Origin of the sequence: Paenibacillus sp. FSL R7-0204 (genome assembly GCF_038002225.1) — a bacterium.
In the GTDB taxonomy this organism is placed as follows: Bacteria; Bacillota; Bacilli; order Paenibacillales; family Paenibacillaceae; genus Paenibacillus_AQ.
On sequence record NZ_JBBOCA010000001.1, the window covers coordinates 5,504,438 to 5,524,723 of the forward strand.

General features: G+C 51.2%; 10 protein-coding genes. All 10 read right to left on the bottom strand.

Annotated features, from left to right (window positions below; genetic code table 11):
• Positions 1-31 precede the first annotated feature (31 nt).
• Positions 32-5,293 (bottom strand): hypothetical protein, encoded by a 5,262-nt coding sequence (locus MKX42_RS24180; RefSeq protein WP_340755208.1) that lies wholly within the window; start codon positions 5,291-5,293, stop codon positions 32-34.
• A gap of 97 nt (positions 5,294-5,390) precedes the next feature.
• Positions 5,391-6,071 (bottom strand): S1 family peptidase, encoded by a 681-nt coding sequence (locus tag MKX42_RS24185; RefSeq protein WP_340755210.1) that lies wholly within the window; start codon positions 6,069-6,071, stop codon positions 5,391-5,393.
• 197 nt (positions 6,072-6,268) lie between these two features.
• A complete protein-coding gene (locus MKX42_RS24190; protein ID WP_340755212.1) occupies positions 6,269-7,378 on the bottom strand; it encodes a response regulator in 1,110 nt (369 codons plus the stop codon).
• Positions 7,379-7,444: 66 nt separating this feature from the next.
• The gene (locus tag MKX42_RS24195) at positions 7,445-10,537 is read right to left on the bottom strand and encodes an ATP-binding protein (protein ID WP_340755214.1); all 3,093 of its coding nucleotides are present in this window, start codon (positions 10,535-10,537) and stop codon (positions 7,445-7,447) included.
• A 127-nt stretch (positions 10,538-10,664) separates the two neighbouring features.
• A complete protein-coding gene (locus MKX42_RS24200; RefSeq protein WP_340755215.1) occupies positions 10,665-13,028 on the bottom strand; it encodes a beta-galactosidase in 2,364 nt (787 codons plus the stop codon).
• Positions 13,029-13,137: 109 nt separating this feature from the next.
• Positions 13,138-14,712, bottom strand: coding sequence for an extracellular solute-binding protein (locus MKX42_RS24205; RefSeq protein ID WP_445669387.1), 1,575 nt, complete (start codon positions 14,710-14,712; stop codon positions 13,138-13,140).
• 69 nt (positions 14,713-14,781) lie between these two features.
• Positions 14,782-15,711, bottom strand: a complete 930-nt coding sequence (locus tag MKX42_RS24210; RefSeq protein ID WP_340755219.1) for a carbohydrate ABC transporter permease — start codon at positions 15,709-15,711, stop codon at positions 14,782-14,784.
• 19 nt (positions 15,712-15,730) lie between these two features.
• Positions 15,731-16,657, bottom strand: coding sequence for an ABC transporter permease (locus MKX42_RS24215; RefSeq protein WP_340755221.1), 927 nt, complete (start codon positions 16,655-16,657; stop codon positions 15,731-15,733).
• Between the two features lie 193 nt (positions 16,658-16,850).
• On the bottom strand, positions 16,851-18,410 hold the full coding sequence (locus MKX42_RS24220) for a response regulator (protein ID WP_340755222.1): 1,560 nt from the start codon (positions 18,408-18,410) through the stop codon (positions 16,851-16,853).
• A 41-nt stretch (positions 18,411-18,451) separates the two neighbouring features.
• Entirely contained in the window at positions 18,452-20,173 is a 1,722-nt protein-coding gene (locus MKX42_RS24225) for a sensor histidine kinase (protein ID WP_340755223.1), read from the bottom strand.
• Between the last annotated feature and the right edge of the window lie 113 nt (positions 20,174-20,286).

Consider the following 20,286-nt stretch of genomic DNA (forward strand, 5'->3'; position numbering starts at 1 on the left):
CTTGACTCCTTCATTCTTGGAATTTAATTGCTTATGATTCCAAACCGCCGATAAAGAAGGTAACGATCTCCCGTTCTCTCTCCTGGCTTCTGACGATAATCGTATACCAGCCTGTCTTCGGGAAGACGACCTGGTATTGATTCGCCGTCAGCTCTTTAAGCGGAATCTCCTCGGCAATATATTTCATCTGCCCCTCCCGGTACAGTCCGGAGTGGTACAGAAGAGTGTATGTCGCCTGCTCATTGACAAGCTTTTTCCCGTTCACGCTCATCTTGTCATAGCCGAGCACACTGAAGGTAATCCGGTTAGTGTCAAACAACACGGTTTCCGCCAGGCTGGAGGACAGCACTTGTCCATTTCCCGTAATTAGCAGCCCGTTAGCATCCATAACCACAACCTGCTGTGTGATGCTCGCCTTATTGCCCACCTGATCCGTTACGGTGTAAGTAACTGTCTGCTTGCCTGACCGGGTCAGATCTAGCTTGCTAACCGTAACCTTCAGGCTTCCTTCGGCAGATACGTTATCCCGGGCGGTGTAGCCGCCAAGATCCCGCAGCGGATCAAAATCCTTCTGACCTTGGAGTACAGTGGTCACCGCGCGCTTCAGCGTGATCTCCGGTGCTGTGTTATCCAGCCCATCCACCTGAATGGAGGAAAGAACGGTACGGCCCAGTAGATCGCTCAGCACCGTTCTGGTGCTGCCGTTGGCATGATAGATGGCTGAATAGGAATAGTTGCCGTCTACACCGCTGATCTTGTTGGCATAGCCATTCCCCTGAATCACTGGTACAGCACCTATGAACATCTGGTTAGGCTCATCGATATGCCCGCGTAGCGTCACTTTCACCGCACCTTTGGCATAGGTCTTGCCGCCAATGACAACCCGTTTGCTTGAATCCAGCGGCTGCCCGTTCTCGTCGACATATTCCATGGTGATCGCAGGCTGATCCAGAGCAGCAGCAATGTGGGTGATATTGTCCTCCAGAGCCGCAGTATTTCCCTGCGGGTCCTGCACGACGATCCGGAAGGTACCGTTCTGGAGCAGGACCGCCGGATTCTTACCCTGCACTACCTGGAAGCTCTCCCTTTCCGGGGAGCTTGTCTGTGCCGACAGCACAACGCCCGCAGCCAGCACAACATTTCCTTGATTATCCAGCAGGGTCTTGAAGAACTTGGAACTGTTCAGCCCATAGGCATAGGTCTTGATCAGCGAAACCTCCGGCGGAGTTCTGTCAATGTTGGACACACTTGCCACAACAGAGCCCATGTTCCCCGCTTCATCCTCAATTTCGAAAGTAAATGAACCATTATCTTTGAAAATGTAGTTGTCTCTTCCGCCATTGTTCACGATGCGAACCGGCTCAGAAGCAATAAGCTTGGCGGTAACATTCCCCCTGGTTGGACCGGTGATATTGTACTCAACGACTCCCTCCGGCGGGGTTGAGTCGATGTTGCTCACTACAGCCAAGAGCTCCGCAGTGCGCTCCGGGTCACTCAGGTCTACCAGATCAAAGGTGTAGAGGCCATTCTGTGTAATGGTGAAATGATTGCCCTTTACCCGTTCCGCAAGCGCCGGATTATCCGCTGCAGGTGTGACTTTAACGCCTGTAGCTACGGAGATGCTAAGCGAAACACCACCGCTCTTGGTGGGCTTGAACGTACTGTAAGAAGCCAGAGCATGCAGCGGATCAGCCGCCGCATCGTAAGGGCTAGTATCAATGGCTACCGGACTGCTCTCCACTCCTGAAGGGGAACGGAATTTCGCCTTCAGCTGCAGCTCCCCTGGATCGGCCTGCGTCACGTTAACCTGCACAAAGTTCGTGTACGGCCTCCACACACTCCAGGTAGCACCATTGTCACTGGAGACGGAATATTCAAATCCGTCCTTGGATACACTCTTCAGATCCAGCTGTAAGGTTGCCTTGCCTCCTCCGCCCGCGGTGCTCTGAAAGGCAATCAGATCGGATTGCAATACCTCTACAGGCGAGGTATCCGCCTTGAACAAACGGAAGACTCCGGTGTGGGTAACAGCCTCATTGCGGAGTCCGTCCCTGGCAAGTACATACAGGACAAAACCTGCCGATGTGCCCGGGGCCAGCTGACCGCTGTCAATGACGGCCTTACCGTCATCTGGAAGCGGGCTCCAGCCGGAGGAGGACTCATCCGGCGGAGCGGCATTCTCAGGTATCCACTGGTACTGGACAAACATGCCGGACGCGGCATATTGATCCGTTGCCGTGACAAGCACCTTATAGGCAGAACGAGGATAGCTTACACCGTTCAGACTGAATGTCACTTCCGGAGCAGCATTGTCAAACCGGTACAACGAACTGTATTCATAATAGCGGCCAGTCATTTCCTCCTTGACCTTAACATGCAGGTACTGCTCTCCATTCAGGCCGTAAACTGCTGTCACAACACTGCTGTAGACAGATTCCGTAACACTTTCGTCCTTGTCGGCAACCTCCATTGTCTGATAGAGGTTATCCGCTGGACGGGCTGCAGAAGGGCTGAAAGCGTACTGCAGCTCCTCAACATTCGTTCCACTGACGGTAACCTCAATGTCACGGCTCTGGATATAGGCTTCCGAAGCTTCAGGAGCGAAGGCGATACTGACCTTATTCGTAGAGTCGACCACGGCTGGCTCACTCATCTGATATTGTGCCTTATTCCCTGCACGGTCGCAGGTTCTCAGGTACAGAATATACTCTCCATCTTCAATTACATTGTTCAAAGTTGTTACCATCCGATCAGCAGGCATAGCCCGCCAGTCCAGCTCGCTAGGTGACAGCCCGGTCTTGACCCACTGAAATTGCAGCGAATCCGGGTCAATACCGCTGTGCTCATCCGAAGCTTCCACTATGGCTTTAACCTCCGCCGTATGGTTGATGCCGGAGATGGATGCTCCAAGAACTGGTGCCGTATTGTCTAGCTGCATGGCCGTCTTATCGTAAATCCAATTGGAATCGTCATGCTTGAAGTCTGCCTCTGTCCACAGTGACAGATCACTATAATCGCCTACTGCTTCGAGAGATTTACCATCGGCATAGATTTCGGCATCTGCATCGGATGCATCCTTATGACTGGCCTTATACTCATTGATCCAACCGTTATAAATGCTGGCATAGCTGGTTTTGTATGTTTTCATTTTCCCATATTGCATCAGCTCCCGGGCTGTATCCCAGGTCATATCAGCTGCCCAGGTATGCAGATACCAGGTGCCGCTACCCTCTGCAGTGGTCGCCTGGGCGGGAGGCGATAATAGATTGGTGCTGTTATTGGCCACCATCAGATTGAACTCCCCCAGCTCACCGGGATATAAGCCTTCCCGGGGCTGTTGCCCTGTCAGAGAATAGCGCTTGACCGCCGCGAACGCGTCGGCTTCCTTCCCGTCCAGCGGATCGTTCGGGCTCTGGCTCCAGTAATAATAGACTAGGCCTAGTCCGGAGGAATCTACTGAACTGCCGGTCATGTTCAGTGGCCGGTAGATGCCGCGGCTTGGGCGGGTTTGTCCAGCCTCGTCTGGATCAAGCGCCGGAGCAACCACTCCGGGATCTTGGGCATCAATCGTAATTCTGCCTGATTTAGCCCACACTCGATCCGTTGCACCCGTGACATCGTAGACATAGCTGAAATTCGGGTCCGTGTTATCGATGGACAGCTTAGCCCAGTCAATCTTGGTGTTGGGCACCTGCTTGGAAGGGTCTGTAGGTGCAGGGTTCGCCGACTTACTGGTATTGACCGGGTCCAAGAGCAGATTTCCGGCGTAATCCTGAATCACACCCTTGTCCCCGTAAGCAGGCGTATCGCCGGCCCTGGACGAATGGGTTAGAGCTATAACTTTTAGCAGCGCCACATCCAGATCGTCCTCCGTTACGGTCGCACGGAAGGTCCATAGCGATGAATTTTCGCCCTTCACATAATAGGCCTTCATACCATTGTTGAAGTACAGGAACAACCCGTCAGCCGACAGCCCCTTCCTCGCGATAGTCTCCTCCGTCAATTGCACCTTGAAATCCAGAGTATCGCCTTTGTTCAGCGTGCTTCCTGTGACAATATCAGGCTGAATGCCGTTGGCAACGAAGCTGTATTTCGGCGGTACTGCGTCAACGATCAGCCGGAAGCCATCGTTCGCGTTGCCTGGATCGATCGTTGCATCGAACGGATTAACCGCCTTGCCGCGAATGAAGGAATCCCCTGCTGAATCAGAGGCCCTCTGACCGAAATTGCTGACAATCAGCGGGTTACCCGCAGCATCGTGGAAATCGGCATCGATAATCTTCTGCTTCAGTGACTTGTCGTTCAAGTTGATTCCTGACGGAAGCGCACTCAGCTCACCGCCGTTCATAATGGGTAAATTCCCCGTATGCTGGTAATTGACCGCCTCATAGGCATAGCTTAGCTTGTTCATATATTGGGTCCAGTTCGTTGAGGCGGGCAGCGTCATACCTTGGTTATCGCCTGCTGCAGGCAGCCCTGTTCCTGCCGGATTAGTGAACAGATTGTGCAGGTTCAGATCGGAAGCCTCGCCAGAATACGCCTTAAGCGGTTCACTGAACGGGTAGGTCAAATCCATCTTGTCCCCCCATTTCAGCAGCAGCTCATTCTCTTCAATAGTGGCATTGTCACGCTGCGTGCCATTGGAATCGAAGACGTAGTCATTGATGGTTGGAGCGGTAATATCGCGGAAATATAAGTGAACACCGACCATAGTCGCGGTTCCGTCCACTACAATGTTGATGTTAATGACATCATTCGGATCAAGGGTTTGCCAACCAGTGTTAAACCTATCATCATCGCCCTCGCCGTATTTGTGGTACCCTGACACACTGGTCGAAATTTCGGCACTCACAAAATCGTCATCAGATTCATATAGATTACGTACAAAAAAACGGAATTGTCCCTGACCGCTCAATGCAAGCTGCTTTAGCGCGGGTATTTGAGAGACTCTAATCTCCCCGTCGAAGTCATCATCAACTTTATCCGTACCATAGAGGTCTCCCTTATCATCCATCGAAAAGGATACACCTTGAAGAGGCGACTGCTTCGATCTCTGAAACCACATAAAGGCGTCATACTCACTAGCATCTGAGCCTCCATCAAACTCGTTGTCATTGGGTACCTGGGGATTGGAGGCTATGGTGCTCTGATTATAGATTGTCGTTCCGTATATATTCACATCCTCGTAGCGTCCCGCTGCCTCCGCCCGCTCTGCTCCTGACCATGGCACCCCCACTGTCAGCATTGCTGTAGCCAGTATGGCGGACAAATATTTCTTCGCCCATTTGTTCATGCATACACCTCTTGTAGGAATTTTGGTTGCTGCTCTTTCTATGTAAAAACATCGCCGGAGCTATCTGCCTCTAGACATGTGCAGCTCGGACGTTGTATTACCGTTGGCTACCCTCCTGACTGACAATCAGCTTCAGCGTTTCTGCATCCACAGCCAGATGAATGCCGCTCATCGTGCGGAGAGAACCTGAGAGTAGCCCCGCTGCATAACCCTCCTGATCAACCAGTGGCCCTCCGGACATACCGTTGACCAGCGTTGCCGACACCAGAACACGCTCTCTCCCGTTAATAGGAACGCTAGGCGCATTCACTATTCCTTCGGTTATGATCTTCGTCCCTTTCATGGGATATCCGATGGCAAACACTCTCACTCCGTGCTTAACCGGCCCTGTGCGCAAGGGCAAATACGGATAAGGACTCTCCTTGCCCGCAGCAGGCAGCTCCAGCACCGCCGTATCCGCCGCTTCATTCTGAGCCCGAATTCTGCAAGTAACCTCGGAGCCGTCATTCCCTACACAGCCAAGCCGCGATGCGCCGACCACCACATGATACGCAGTCAACGCTGTACCGTCAGGCTGAATCAGGAAGCCGCTGCCCACATCCTTCAACGTACCGTCCTCACGATACGCCCGCACATAGAGCACCGCCTCCTCCGCATAGGAATAGATGCTCTCTGCATCGTACCGGATCGGCGTCTCCGCCTGGGAGATCGACGTGCGGTCCTGCAACAGCAATACGGCAAAAACCGCCAAAATGACTGCTCCTACCTTTGTCCGCATTAGGCCACCACCCTTTCTAAACATGACTTTGGTCACACTCCTATGCTTCATTATAGAAACATATTCTCTCAAATTTCTCTCAAAAATGAGTCGACGATGTCGAACAGGGTCACAAAATGGGGTACGGGAAGCAGAAAAAACCGTCAGCCATAATCTGGTTGACGGTCCTTGTTTTATATATCGTTCAGTACTGCTTGTCACTCCCTATTCTCATTTACGAGCTCTTTCATTTCGCGGGGCGGGGCAATTCCAAACTCTTTGCAGTATCGGTTCTCAAATTCAGAATAATGTCTAGTCATTTTCTCCCGCTTGCCGCTCGATACGTATACTTTCATCAACAGGAGGTTAATATTTTCGTCGAATGGATATAACGTCAGATACGCACTTAAACGCTGCTCCGCACTTTCCCAATCCTTACGGGCCAGACACAGCCTGCCTAAATTTTGAGCCATAGACATGAATCGCTTGCTGTACTCTTCTTCTAGACGGTGCTTCCAGAGGTAGTCCTTCCTCTCAAACAGATGTCCTCTATACAATGCGCACAAGCTATCCAGATGCGATATATCTTCCTGGGCATCGGATCGAGCAGGGACATAACCTTGAAACTCCAATAGATCATACGAGGTCACAAAAGTCTCCAGTTGATAGCCCTGTCCTGTTTTCCCCACATCCAAACCAAGTTTATGTTCCTTCAAAAGCTTCTTCAGCCGATAAATTGTATTATGCAAATTATGTACGGCACGCTCCTCATCCATCTCCGGCCATAAAGCTTCTACCAATTGCCACTTTTCCGCCTCCTGATTGGGATAACACAGCAGGTAGGCGAAAAGTTCCTCCGTCTTACGTGTAGGCCAACGAACCAGCATGCCCTGGGAATTGCGAACCTCGAAGCTGCCAAAGCAGCGGATGGAGACCCTATTCTTTGGGGTAACGACAGCAGACTGATTCATTATCTTCAGAAGACGATCCGTAATCCGCTGAACACTGGCTGGTGTAATGGGCTTGAGAATATAATCAAAAGCAAATACATTAAAGGCTTCCAGAGCATATTCCTTATAGGCCGTAGAAAATACAATCCGTGTCTGCTCACAACATTCATTTATTCTATGGGCCAACTCCAAGCCCGACAATCTGGGCATCTCAATATCCAAAAACGCAAGATCAGGCTTAAGGGAGGGCAACGCCCCCAGCGCTTCGAAGGGATTACTGTACGCACCCACAATTTGTAAATTCGGATTCCTTCCTATCAATACCTTCATTAACTCAAGGATGGGTTTCTCATCCTCAACAACAACTACTCTGAACAAATCGTCCATCTCCCTTTACCAGTGACTATATAAATTTTCATGTGGATACTTAGTAATGACCTTTGACTACCTATCATCAGAGCCTCCGTGGCTAACAGGCAAATAGATCATTACCTGCGTCCCGCTGCCTTCCCCGGAATGAATCGTTAAGCTGGCTCCAGGTATGGCATCCAGACGTTTGCGAATATTATGAATGGCTATACTGCCTTCCAGCTTACCCTGTCCGGTTAACTGATATAGCAGGTCATTGGGTATGCCGACACCGTTATCTTCTATAGTAATCTTCATATAACCATCACCCGCTTGAATCTTGACGGACACTCTGCCTTGCTCCTCCTTCTCGAACAATCCATGCCGGATTGCATTCTCTACAAAGGGCTGGATGCAGAGCGAAGGAATCAGGGCAGCCCCCAGCTCCTCATCCACCTCACAAATATAATCGAAGCGCTCCCCGAAACGGGCCTGTTCAATTTCCACATAGGCTTGAACCAGCTCCAGCTCACGGTACAGAGGAATCACAAGTGTAGAACGGTCCATATCCAGAATAAAACGGATGTATTGGCTGAGCATCGTTAATAGATAAGCGGCTTTTTCTCCATCTGTATAACAAAATGAGATAATACTGCTCATGGCATTATACAGAAAATGCGGTTTGATCTGGGCTTGATGAAAAGCCTGCTCATTGCGTATCGCTTCCTGTATCGATGTCTTCATGGCAAGCAGCGTGTGAATCCGGGCAATTAATGTCTCTCCCTCAAACGGCTTGGTCACATAGTCATTTGCCCCGGCCCGGAAACCGAGGGCAATATCCTTAGGCGTGTCTTTGACGGTAGCGAACAGGATCGGCAGATCAAGGATGGAATAGCGGCTGCGCAGGGTCCGGCATAACTCAATGCCTGAAGTGCCGGGCATCATGATATCCAGAATAACAAGGTCGATATTCGGATACTCCTGCATTTTGATTAACGCTTCCTTGGCAGAGAAGGCCGAAACCACATTATATTCCTGCCTCCGGAGAATATGGAGCAGTGTATGAATGTTGGAGGCTTCATCGTCCACAATCAGTATCGTCTGCCCGTCATGCTCCAGTACATCTAACACTGTATAATCAACCGGCGCATGCGGTATATATGCTGCAGTTGCAGCGGCTTCCTGGTATTCAGGAATACGGTCCACCTTCGGAAGCGTAAATAACATTCGTGTTCCCTTGCCCTTCTCGGACCAGTCCACCCGAATCACGCCGCCCATCCGTTCCACAAGCTTCCTGCTGATATACAGACCCACCCCCATCCCGGTGTATCCGTCCTGTGGCAGCAGCTTCTCCACCTGCTCAAAATATTCAAAGATAGCAGAATAGTTCTCTTCTGCTATCCCCGTTCCTGTGTCCTCCACCTTAATGGTGACTTCATTCCCGGCTACACTTGCTGTAATTTGAATCGATCCGTATTCCGTATGTTTCATTGCATTATGGATTAAATTATACATCACCTGCCGCAGCCTGCTCTCATCCGCGAGTACCCAAACATCGGCTTCAACCTGGTTGAGGAGCTGCACCTGTTTTCCAGCCAACTCGAATTGAAGGACGTCAAAGACGATTTGCACGGCTACTCTAAGATCAACCACCGTCTGCTGCAGCCGCAGCTCTCCATGCTTCAGACGGCTGACATCGATCAGATCCTGGATCAGCATCGACAGCTTCGTGGAGGTGTCCTTAATCAGCCACAGATTCTGCTTCTGGCCTGCATGCAGATTCTCCTCCTCGTTCTCCAGTAAGTAAGAGGTCATATTCATAATTCCATGAAGCGGTGTCTTGATCTCATGCGAGGTGTTCATCAGGAATTCATCCTTAAGCTGGTTCGCCGTCCATAGCTTACGGGACAGAACCTCTGTTTTGGCGTACGCATTCGAGAACCTTACTGCAAGCAGAATATTAATGAGAACAATGAATGCTATGACTCCACATCTTCCTATAAAATTGCTATGCACGACATTCTCGGAATAGAGGCTGTCATTCATCAGATAGATCATCAGCGCAGTGCCTCCGCCAATGAACAGCATCAGCTCCGCTCGGTCTGCCACCTGACTCTGCCTGCGGATATACAAATACACCATTCTCCCTACAATTGCGAACACAACAAGCCAGAGATAGAGTATGAAGAAATATTTCACACGAATATGCACCGCATACGGCAATAGCACAATCATCGCAAGATACACTATAAACGGTGTAAGAATTAGCTTCAGCCTGCGTAGCGACATCAGGTGCGACTCCACGGTACAAAAGAAAACAATAATCAGTATCCCGCTAAGAAATTGGCTGAAATCCAGCAGCTTATACGAAATATCAAAGGGAACATGCGGCAGGAGACGCTGAAACACCTTTTCCCCATACAAGGAGTTCTGCAAGGCTAGAAACAGCAGGAATAATCCGCTAAGCAAATATTCCTTCTCTTTGCGCCCAACAAAATAGAAGCTGAGGTGATAGGCGCCGAACATGGCCAGGATTAGAATGATTCCGATATCAACACCGAACTGAATCATACTTCTACGGGAAATATTCTCTTGTTCTCCAAGAGTGAGGGAGTTAACAATGCCTCCGGTAACAAAGTTGTAGTTAGAGACTTGTATCACGATGTCGAGCTTCTTGGAATTCGGATGAAAAAATACCGAGTACGGTGTATTTCCGGGTTGAAAGACGTCTGAATCTAGAGCAGGAAGACCGCTGATCCCCTCCTCTCTGCCGCCAACAAACAGGCGGTGGGACATCCGGATGCTATTAATTTTTAAGCCAAGTATATCATCGGTATCCTTTAACAAGACCTGCAAACGGTAAGTGCCTGAACCCATTCGGCTCATACCGCCTTCCAGACTTTTGCCGCGCCAGGTACCAGGAACCTCCAAGTAAGCCGGCGGATCATGCAGACCTTGCCTGAAATCCTCAGAGCTCAGCAGCTTATCTTCATAAAACTCCCATTCACCATCCAATTTCACCAATCCCTGCTTCACAAGGTCCCATGAGGACAGATCCAGGACTCCTTTGCGCGCCTCCACTCCACTCTGAGCGATCTGGGTCTGTGAGATAATCATAAAGACTAAAGCAAAGATAATGACAAAAAATATACTGCTGCCCAACAATCTGCGGATATTTACCTTTCTCAACAAACAGCCTCCAGTACAAATGATCGATGTTATCATTCTAACTTAATGCACTCCCAAAAATCTCGCAAATGAACCAGAAAAAAAGCACCATCCAGCGGAGCTTCCTGGACAGTGCTTCCTTCTTGCATTATCTTGTTAGTCCGATCCGGTACACCGGCTCTGCCGTCACACTATGGAACACCGCAACCGATTCGCCTTCGAACACCTTCTCCACAGCCATGGCGGCATCGTCGGCCAGCTTGACAGCACCGGTGCGGCGCGGCGTGGTCTCCAGTACGATCTCGCCCCGGCGCAGCACCTCCCGGAACCGGGACAGACCGATTTCCCACGGCAAGCCGTTATAGAAATGGTCGTGGAACAGCTGTCCGGCAGCGAAGGCATAGCCCACATTTCCTGTATAGTCGATGCTCAGCAGTACTTCTTCTGCGCTCTCGAGGATATCCTCAGGTAACTGGAGGACAACCTTGTGGTCCTGAATCCGGCGCATCGTAACGGCGACTTCCTTCTGCGGAACCTGTACCTCATAAGCCTGGAACCAGCCATCCTGTCGTCCATTGACCGTTGCATCCGACTGTGCGGTATTCCACTGCGCTGCCTCCCCAGTTCCGCCCGCGTATTCACGGAATGTGAATGCATGCTGCCCCTGGCTGATGAATTCCATCCCGCCTGGGGTCGGAACCGGAGGAACCGGTGAGAATATTATGCGGTTCTGACGGTTCTGGCCGTTCTCCTCAAGCTCCCACAGAGTCACAGCTTCACGGGCGCTCATGGCATAGATACGGACTTCTCTGGCTCCGTCCCGCCGGATCACAATCATAGAAGATTGATCATGCGGAATCAGCACATTATAGCCGCCGTTCTCTGCTACGTCCCCGGCATCCACAGTCACATCAAGTATGCCAGAAGCCGTATCGATCTGGAATTCACCGTTGACACCCTCCGGCATAGAGAAGAAGTAGGTGGCTGCTTCCTCCGTTTCAATAGCCGTTACAGGCTGAGCTGTGGCAGCCTTAAGATTGAGACCATCCAGTGCGAAGTTGAACGGCAGCAGAAAGGAAGCCTTGGGCTGCACCGTCAGCTTGCTCCGCTGCGGGAAGATCAGCGTCTCCTCTCCCAGCTCTACCGCAAACACAACCTCCTCGTGTGCATCCATCTCCACATGGTCCTGATAGTTATTGACGAACAGGAACCCGGACTTGCCGTCCGTGCGGACGGCATAACGCAGCGTATGCGCATCCTCCGGCGTAATTGCTTCTGCCCCCTCGGGCAGCACAGTCGCCATAGGTGCCAGCCTGTCTGCGAACCGGCGCAGGAAATAATGCAGCGGACGAAGCAGATGATTCGACTCACGGATCTGGCCGAATTCGCCAATCGGCGCCTGGAAGTCATAGGTCAGCTTCGGGGTAGTGCTCTCGTTCAGGTATCCCGTTCTTCCCACCGGATTCGTTCCGCCATGGAACATATAATACCCGATGAAATTGCAGCCCCCGGCAAGCTTCATTAATGTCATGGCAATCACGCTCTCCGGCTCTACCTGGAAGCGGGACAGATACCAGGTCTGCATGCCGCCGCCCATCTCACAGCAGGCGAACGGGTATTTCGTCCGCGGGTACGGCGGATTGAATTCGCCGCCCGGTGCCTGCTCATCATGGAAGTTCACGAATACATATTCCGGCGTCGGCTTCTGGACCTGATTCGGATCACTGATGCTCCATGGAGTATAAGCATACCCGCCATATAGCGGAAGCACCTCATCTTCCAGGAACGGCGCCTCTCCCCAGCCGGTGCTGGTGTAGATCGGAGCGATCAGACCGGAATCCACCGCAACCTTCTTAAGCAGACGCATATGCTCCGAACCCGCTTCGCCGCTTGCTCCGCCGCTGAGATATTCGTCTCCCTGCTTCGCAGTTTCTTCCCAGAGTGCGGCCGCAGCATTCAGCTCATTCTCCAGCTGGATGCCGATCACCGGGCCGCCATCCTTGAACATCAGCCCGTCGGCCTGAGTGCCAATCTCCCGGAACAGGCGGTCCACATACTTCAGGTAGCCCTCATCACTCGAGCGGACATCGAATTCACGCCCGAACAGCCAGTCCGGCAGTCCGCCGTTACGGACCTCGCCATGACAGAACGGACCCACACGCAGGATGACGTATAGTCCATTATCCCGGCACAGCTCCACGAACCGCCGGAGATTGCGGTTGCCCGCCCATTCGAAGACGCCTTCAAGCTCTTCGTGATGATTCCAGAAAATATAGGTCGCAACCACATTGATTCCCGACAGCTTCAGCTTGCGGATCTCGCTCTCCCAATCTGCCTCAGGGTAACGGGAATAATGGAATTCGCCGCAGATTGCGAAATAGGGCTTGCCGCTCAGCTCCATATAATAATTCGTGAAGCTGAGCTCATCCCCCTGAGGACTGGTTCCGCCCAGCCGTAGCGTAGACGGGTAGATATTCTTGGGAGACACATGAGCCTGAATCGTATACTTCATGAGAATTGCTCCTTTGCCGAAATGTATGATTCATGTACAACCTATACCTATAATTTCATAAAAACTGCCCCAAAGCTAATGCTTTGGAGCAGCCCGTAAGCTTATGCTGTTATTTCTGCGCTGCGAGGAACGCATCGATCTGTTTCTGCATTTCAGTCTGAACCTTATCCAGACCTGCTGATTTCAGCTGCTTGATCAGGTCTGCCTGGCCTTTAGCCAGATCATCGATCAATCCATACTCCAGCGGAATCGAATAACGCAGCATCACGTTGCCGATGTTAGCCACTTCGTTCTTCACTGGTGTAGTGTCGAAGACGAAGGTTTCGAGCGGGAAGTGATAGATGCTGGACTGCCAAGTGTTGAACATATCGTCCGCTTCCTTAGGATAAGCTGCATCCTGACGGTTCAGCGGGGAGTTCCAGCCCCAGTTCGAGAAGCCTGTGTAGTTAGCGGCAGCAGGACCGGCGGTGTACTTCTTGTCGCCTTCCGGATTGTAGTTGCTTCCGGCGATACCGTACATCGTCAAATCATGAATTTCTTTGTCATTCTGCAGTAAATCGAGCAGCATCAGGGCGCGCTCAGGATTCTTGGATGTAGCATGCACAGACATCCCGTTCTGCGTCGAGATCGCAGCAATTTTCTTTTTGCCCGGGGTAAGGTCAGCAATGGCCAGCTCCACATCCGGTTTGTCACGGCGCATTTCAGCCAGGTTAGCAGCTACAGTACCCAGGTTGTGTGCATAAGAGGACACCTTGCCTGCTTTAATATCCTGCCATACATCGTTTTTGTTGCTGACTACGTTCTTGGACCATGCGCCGTTATCGGCCAGGTCTTTGTAATATTGAAGCAGGGAAGTGAATTCCGGTGTGTCATAGATATTAAAGACTTTGCCGGAAGCATCATCCAGCTTGTATGCCAGCGGCAGCAAGCTTCTGTCTACGATTTTGAAGTTGTTGTTCTGCTCCAGCAGCGTTTGATCCAGCTCATGGAATTTCCAGCCGTCTGCCGGCTTGGCTCCATAGGCAGTAATCCCTTTTTCATCCTTGGCAATCGCCTTCAGGTATGTTGCGTACGATTCAGGACTGTTGATTTCAGGCAGGTTATGCTTTTTGCGCAGATCCTCACGGTACAGCACCACTTTGTCGGTTACTTCAACATTGTTGTTTGGAACCATGAACAGCTTGCCGTCCACTTTTGCCTGATCCCAGTTCACTTTCGGCATAGCTTCCCAGGTCTGCGGCATATACTTGGTCAGCATATCATCCGTCAGTTCCAGGAATCCGCCCTTCAGCGCCTGATCGTTATAGAAGGCCCAGTTCGCTGTATACACGAGATCGAAATCTTCGTTCGCCGCGAATTTCAGCGGGTATTTCTGGGTCCAGTCGGACCAGTCGAGGAATTCAGTTTCTACAGTAGCATTGATTTTTTCCTTAAGCTTGGTGTTCAGTTCTCCGAAGACCTTATCATAATCCCCAGGCTGCGGCCCGAGCAGAATCATTTTGAGCTTCACTTCTTTGGAGGTGTCCGGAGCGCCGGAATTTGTTGCTCCTTCCGATGTTGCTGGAGCCTTAGTGGCCTCCGCTCCTGTATTTGCGTTATTATTGCCGCCACCGCATGCACTGAGGACCGTCCCTAGTGCCATCATCGTAGCAAGCGTTACTGTAAGTTTCTTTTTCTTGTTCATCATGACCGATATTTCCCCCTTAAGTAATAGTTGCTTAAGTCTTATATTGATAACCAGGTTACCCTGTGATCATCCTTTGACTGCACCAATCGTAAGTCCTGTTACAAAATACTTCTGGATGAACGGATACGCCAGCAGGATCGGCCCTGTAGCCACAATCGTCATGGCCATCTTCAGACTTTCGGTTGGCAGGTCCGTGTTGACTACCGCACCGGAAGCCATCATCGCCTTACGCATTCCATCCATGTTGCCTAACATTTTGTAGAGATAGTACTGCAGCGGCATCAGCTCCGACTTAGAGATGAAGAGCAATGCGTTATACCAGTCATTCCAGTAGGCCAAGGCAATGAACAGACCAATGGTCGCCAGGGCGGGCTTGGACAACGGTACAATTAACTGCATGAAGATCCGGAAATCGCCGGCTCCGTCAATTTTGGCGGATTCTGTAATCGCATCCGGGATGCTGCTCATGAAGGACTTCATGACAATAATATAGAAAACGTTCATCATCATCGGCAGAATCAGTACAAGAAGCGTATCCTTCAGATGCAGATAGTTGATGATCATCAGATACCATGGAACCAGACCGCCGCTGAACAATGTAGTGAAGAAGAAGAAGAAGGAGAAGCGGCTGCGCCATTTGAAATCTCTCCGGGACAGCACGTAGGCTGTCATTGACGTCAGGAACAATCCGACGATCGTACCGATGGCTGTAACGGAGATCGTCACGCCATACGCTCTGAGCATCTCAGCCGGATACTTGAACAGCAGGCTGTACGCTTCTGTCGAGAAGGCGGTCGGGAAGATCTGGAACCCTTTCTCAATAATCGCGCTCTCCTCGCTCAGAGAGGAAGAGATAACCAGAATGAACGGGAAGATACAAAATATAGCCAGTACGGTAAGGGTTACGTATCCGATTATGGATAGCACCATCTTGTCCCGGCCCGCAGGCTTTCTGCGTACTTCCGGTGATTGAATATTAGCAGTGGTTGAACTCATCGGGCATTACCTCCTTGTCCTAGAATAGAGCGCGATCCTTGTCGTATCGGCGTACTGCGTAGTTGGCCAGCATGATGGTTGCGAAGCCGAGCAGAGATTGGTAGAAGCCGGCTGCCGCAGACATCCCGATTTCATTGGATGTGGTCAGCGAGCGGAAGACGAAGGTGTCGATTACGTCTGTGGATGAGAACAGCAGGCCGTTGTTGCCGACCATATTGTAGAACATCCCGAAGTCTCCGCGGAAGATATTACCGATCGCCAGCAACACCAGAATGATGACGGTTGGCATCAGATTCGGAATCGTAATTTTCATAATACGCTGGAAAATATTCGCGCCGTCAATTTCGGCGGCTTCATACATCTCGGTGTCAATGCTTGTAATCGCGGCCAGATACATGATCGTTCCGTAACCCAGTGTCTTCCACGCGGATACGATGACCAGAATGAACGGCCAGTAGGCTGCCGTATTGTAAATATCGATTGGCTGCATCCCCAGTCCCTTCAGCAGCACATTGACTGTACCTACATCAAAGTTGAACAGGTTGTACGCAATCGCGCCCACAACAACCCAGGAAATGAAATAAGGCAGGAACAATACCGTTTGCGTCAGCTTGCGGAACCATTTGCCCGCTACCTCGAACAGCAGGATAGCTGCGAAGATCTGCAGCCCGTTGTTCACAACGATGAATGCAATGTTATATAGCGCTGTATTTCGGGTTACGCGCCAGGCGTCACCGGAATCAATGAAGAATTTGAAGTTGTCCAGTCCGTTCCATGGACTGCCGAATACCCCGCCCGTATAATCAAATTGCTTGAATGCCAGCACAATGCCCGACATGGGCAGATAAGCAAATAGCAGAAAGAACAATACTGCCGGTGTCAGCATAAGAAGCAAGGATCTGTATTTCTTGACGTCATCCCAGAATCCGTGTTGTTTCTGTTTCATCTTGAATCCCCTTTCCCATTCCCATTTCTCTATAGCCTTATTATAAATAAGCGTCCATCTGGTGTGGATTAGGGCTATCAACTAAAACTAATACTTTTTCAACGATCCGTTTAAATATATATACTTTCCAAAAAAACAAAAAACGTTGCCTCTGATTTGAAAACCAGTGCTGGCAACGTTTGGTAAACAAAGCTTATATCTTCTGCTTCTTGCGGTATTCCCCCGGCGTCATGCCGGTGATCTGCTTGAATTGACGGTTGAAATAAATGATATTTTTATAGCCCATCCGTTCGGCTATCTCATAGATCTTAAGCGTCGGATCACTCAGCAGCTCGAACACTCTGCTTGTCTTGCGTTCGTTGACGTATTCACTGAAAGGAACCCCGTATTCCTCCTTGAACAGGAAACCCAGATAATTCGGGGTGAAATCGAAGTGGGCGGCTACCTCCTTCAAGGTGATTTTCTTCTCCAGATTCTCCTCCACATAATTCATAATCTCGTCGATCAGCTTGCGCTTCTGCCGTTGCCGCTTCACATACAGCAGCTCCGACAGCTCGAAGAATCTCCGTCTCATCCACGACAGGATATCGTGAATCGTCTCGAACTGGAACAGGATGTCCGGCTGATGAGACTCCCACTGGAGCAGCTCATACAGATTCTCATTCTGCTGCTGCAGGTCCGCATGCAGCTTGGAGGTGATACGGATAATCAGCTCATAGACATCCTTCTTGCCGGCGTTCGTGAACAGCTCCAGCAGATGATCGTCAATCGCCACCAGATCGTACTGGATGATAGCCTCCAGCAGCTGCACAACAGTCTGTTCAATCCTGGCCCCCGGCGTCCCGCGCGGGGAGGACTCCAGATTGTCGCGGATCAGCCGGTTCTTGCCCAGCAGCCACTTCGCACTGAGTGCAGCCGTTGCCTGCTGGTAGGATTCATGCAGCCCCGCCTCATCCTGGGCGTAACGTCCGACCCCGATGGTTAAGGTGCAGGGGGAGCTCCCGGCCATCTGCTTAATCAGCTCATCCAGCAGACTGAGGAAGCTGTCCGGCGGAAGGCTGCACAGAATAACGAACCGGTGATGATGGACAGGAATCAGCGTTCCCAGCTGGGTGCTCTCTACGAACGCTCTGATCAGTCCGGCCATCTGCCGCGTCTTGACACGCGCATCCTCCTCGGACAGGTCTCGCATTTTCCATTCCAGATCATCGATCTCAATAATCGCTGCAGCCGCCCCCTTCATGAGCAGCGGATTCAGGGCACTGCGCAGATGCTGCTCCGCCGGCTCAGGCGATGCATCCTCGAACCAGCGCAGAATCAGCTCCTTGTTCACCAGAGACAGCGCCTCGGTGAAGGAGCGGTTCTTCTCCCGTTCCTGTTCCAGAGCAGCAGACAGAGATTCGAGCATATCGTAGAGATCCTTGTCTTCTACAGGCTTCAATAAATAACCGGAGGCATTGATCTCAATCGCTTCCTTGGCATAACTGAAATCTTCATGGCCGCTGATGAAGACAATTTTGACCTTCGGATGGATGACCTTGGCCCGGCGCGCGAATTCCGTCCCCGTCATAATGGGCATCCGTATATCGGACAGGATGATATCCACCCGCTCCTGCTCCATAATCTTAAGCGCATTGAAGCCGCTGTTCGCCGTTCCTACCACTGCAAGATCCAGCGGGCTGGACAGGACTCTGCGCCGCAGCCATTCCAGATCAATCGCTTCATCGTCAACCAGCAATACATTGATACTCATCGCAATTTTGTCCTCCTGTATGTGTAACTGACCCCTATGTCTTACAGCTCCTCATCACCCTGAAGCCCGGCAGGAAGCAGCAGCCGCACGGTTGTCCCGCCTCCATAGAAGCTGGCAATCGTCACTCCGTACGCATCGCCGTACCTGAGCTTAATCCGCTCATCCACATTTTTCACACCATACCCGCCTGACTGGCTCGGCCCCTGCATCATTCGCTTGACCACCTCGGGGCGCATGCCGATCCCGTTATCGATTACCTTAAGTTCAATATTGTCCCCTACCCGCTTGCCGGTCAGCCGGATGGCAATGGTCTCACCGAACCAGGCATGCTTGAATATATTCTCCACAAAAGGCTGAAGCAGGAGCTTGATCACCTGCATATGCAGAATCTCCTCGTCCACATCCACGTGCAGCGTGAAGGCATCCGCATATTTGACCCGCTGGATCTCCAAGTAAGTAGCCACCTGGTCCAGCTCCTTTTCCAGTTCAATATAGACATTGCCCTGATTGAGCGTCAGCCGGTAGAACCGGGACAGCCCCTGAACCATCTCCGTGACTTTGCCGATCTCCCCGAGATTAGCAAGGCTGCTGATCGTAGAGAGCGTATTATAGAGAAAATGCGGATTAATCTGTGCCTGCAAGGCCTCCAGCTCCGCCTGCTTCTTCTGGATTCCCTGCACATACACACTGTTGATCAGCCCCTGGATGTTGGAGGCCATATCATTGAAGGAATCCGCGATCTGCACGAATTCATCATTGCCGGAGAAGCGGATGCGCTTCTGGAAGTTCCCGTCCTGGAAGGAACGCACCAGGCCTACGATCCGGCTCATTTTGCGGCCCGATATCCGTGCCACCAAATACCCGATCAGGGTCATGACCAGAAAGCTCAGACTGCAGACCGCAATAATCACACGGCGCAAACGTCCGGCATCCTGGGTGAGATATTTATGCGGAACCATCGCTTCAATAATGAAGTTACTGCCCGGAATCTGCTCCTGCAGCCTGAGGAAGCTCCCCTCTCCGCTGCTATTATTGGCGGGACCCCGCTGGAACAGAACATCCCCGGTGGTCTCCTCCACCAGCCGCAGCGTAATTCCTTCCTCCAGAGGGAAGGTATCGAAGCCGCCGAACAGGTCCTCCAGCGATACCGTAATCCGCACATACCCGATCAGCGACTTGTAATCACTGAAGTTGACGAGTCTGCGCACATGTGAGAGATTGCCCAGCTTCTGGTCCGTATCAATCTGCAGCCATAAATTATCACGCTTGGAATCCTTCAGCGACCGGTACCATGGACTGCCTATAATATCGTCCAGCGGCAGAATGTAGTAATCGCTGGTAATAATCGGATCATCCAGATTATCACCCGACACAATGTTCAGATCAGCGTTCGGGGTGTAGAGCATGAAGCGGATCTTGTTCCCGAACAGCTGCAGCGGTGCGGTAATCTGGGGAACAATCTCGTCAAGCATTGTCAGATAGATCTCAAACGGCGTCCCCTTCAGCTCCAGCGCACGCTGGAACGGCTGACTGCCGAACAGGTTGTCCGACATCCGCTGAATCTCATCCATCTGATAGCGGATATTGTTCCTCGACTGCTCCATGCCTGTACGGATGTTCGACTCGGCCATCTCTGTCCGGGAATCGGTCAGCATGGAATAGGAGATATAGCCGATGAACACATCCGTAAGCAGAACCAGCAGCAGATAAGGAATCATCATTTTATAGGTGAAAGGCATGTATTTCTTAAGCTTGGGCATCATTCACTGGACATCCTCTGCATGGAATTCGTTATAGCTATTCTACTCCGAAACGGCACTTATGATAATACCAGGAACACGTCAAATAGCCCAGGGAGGATTAGGAAGCTGCTCCC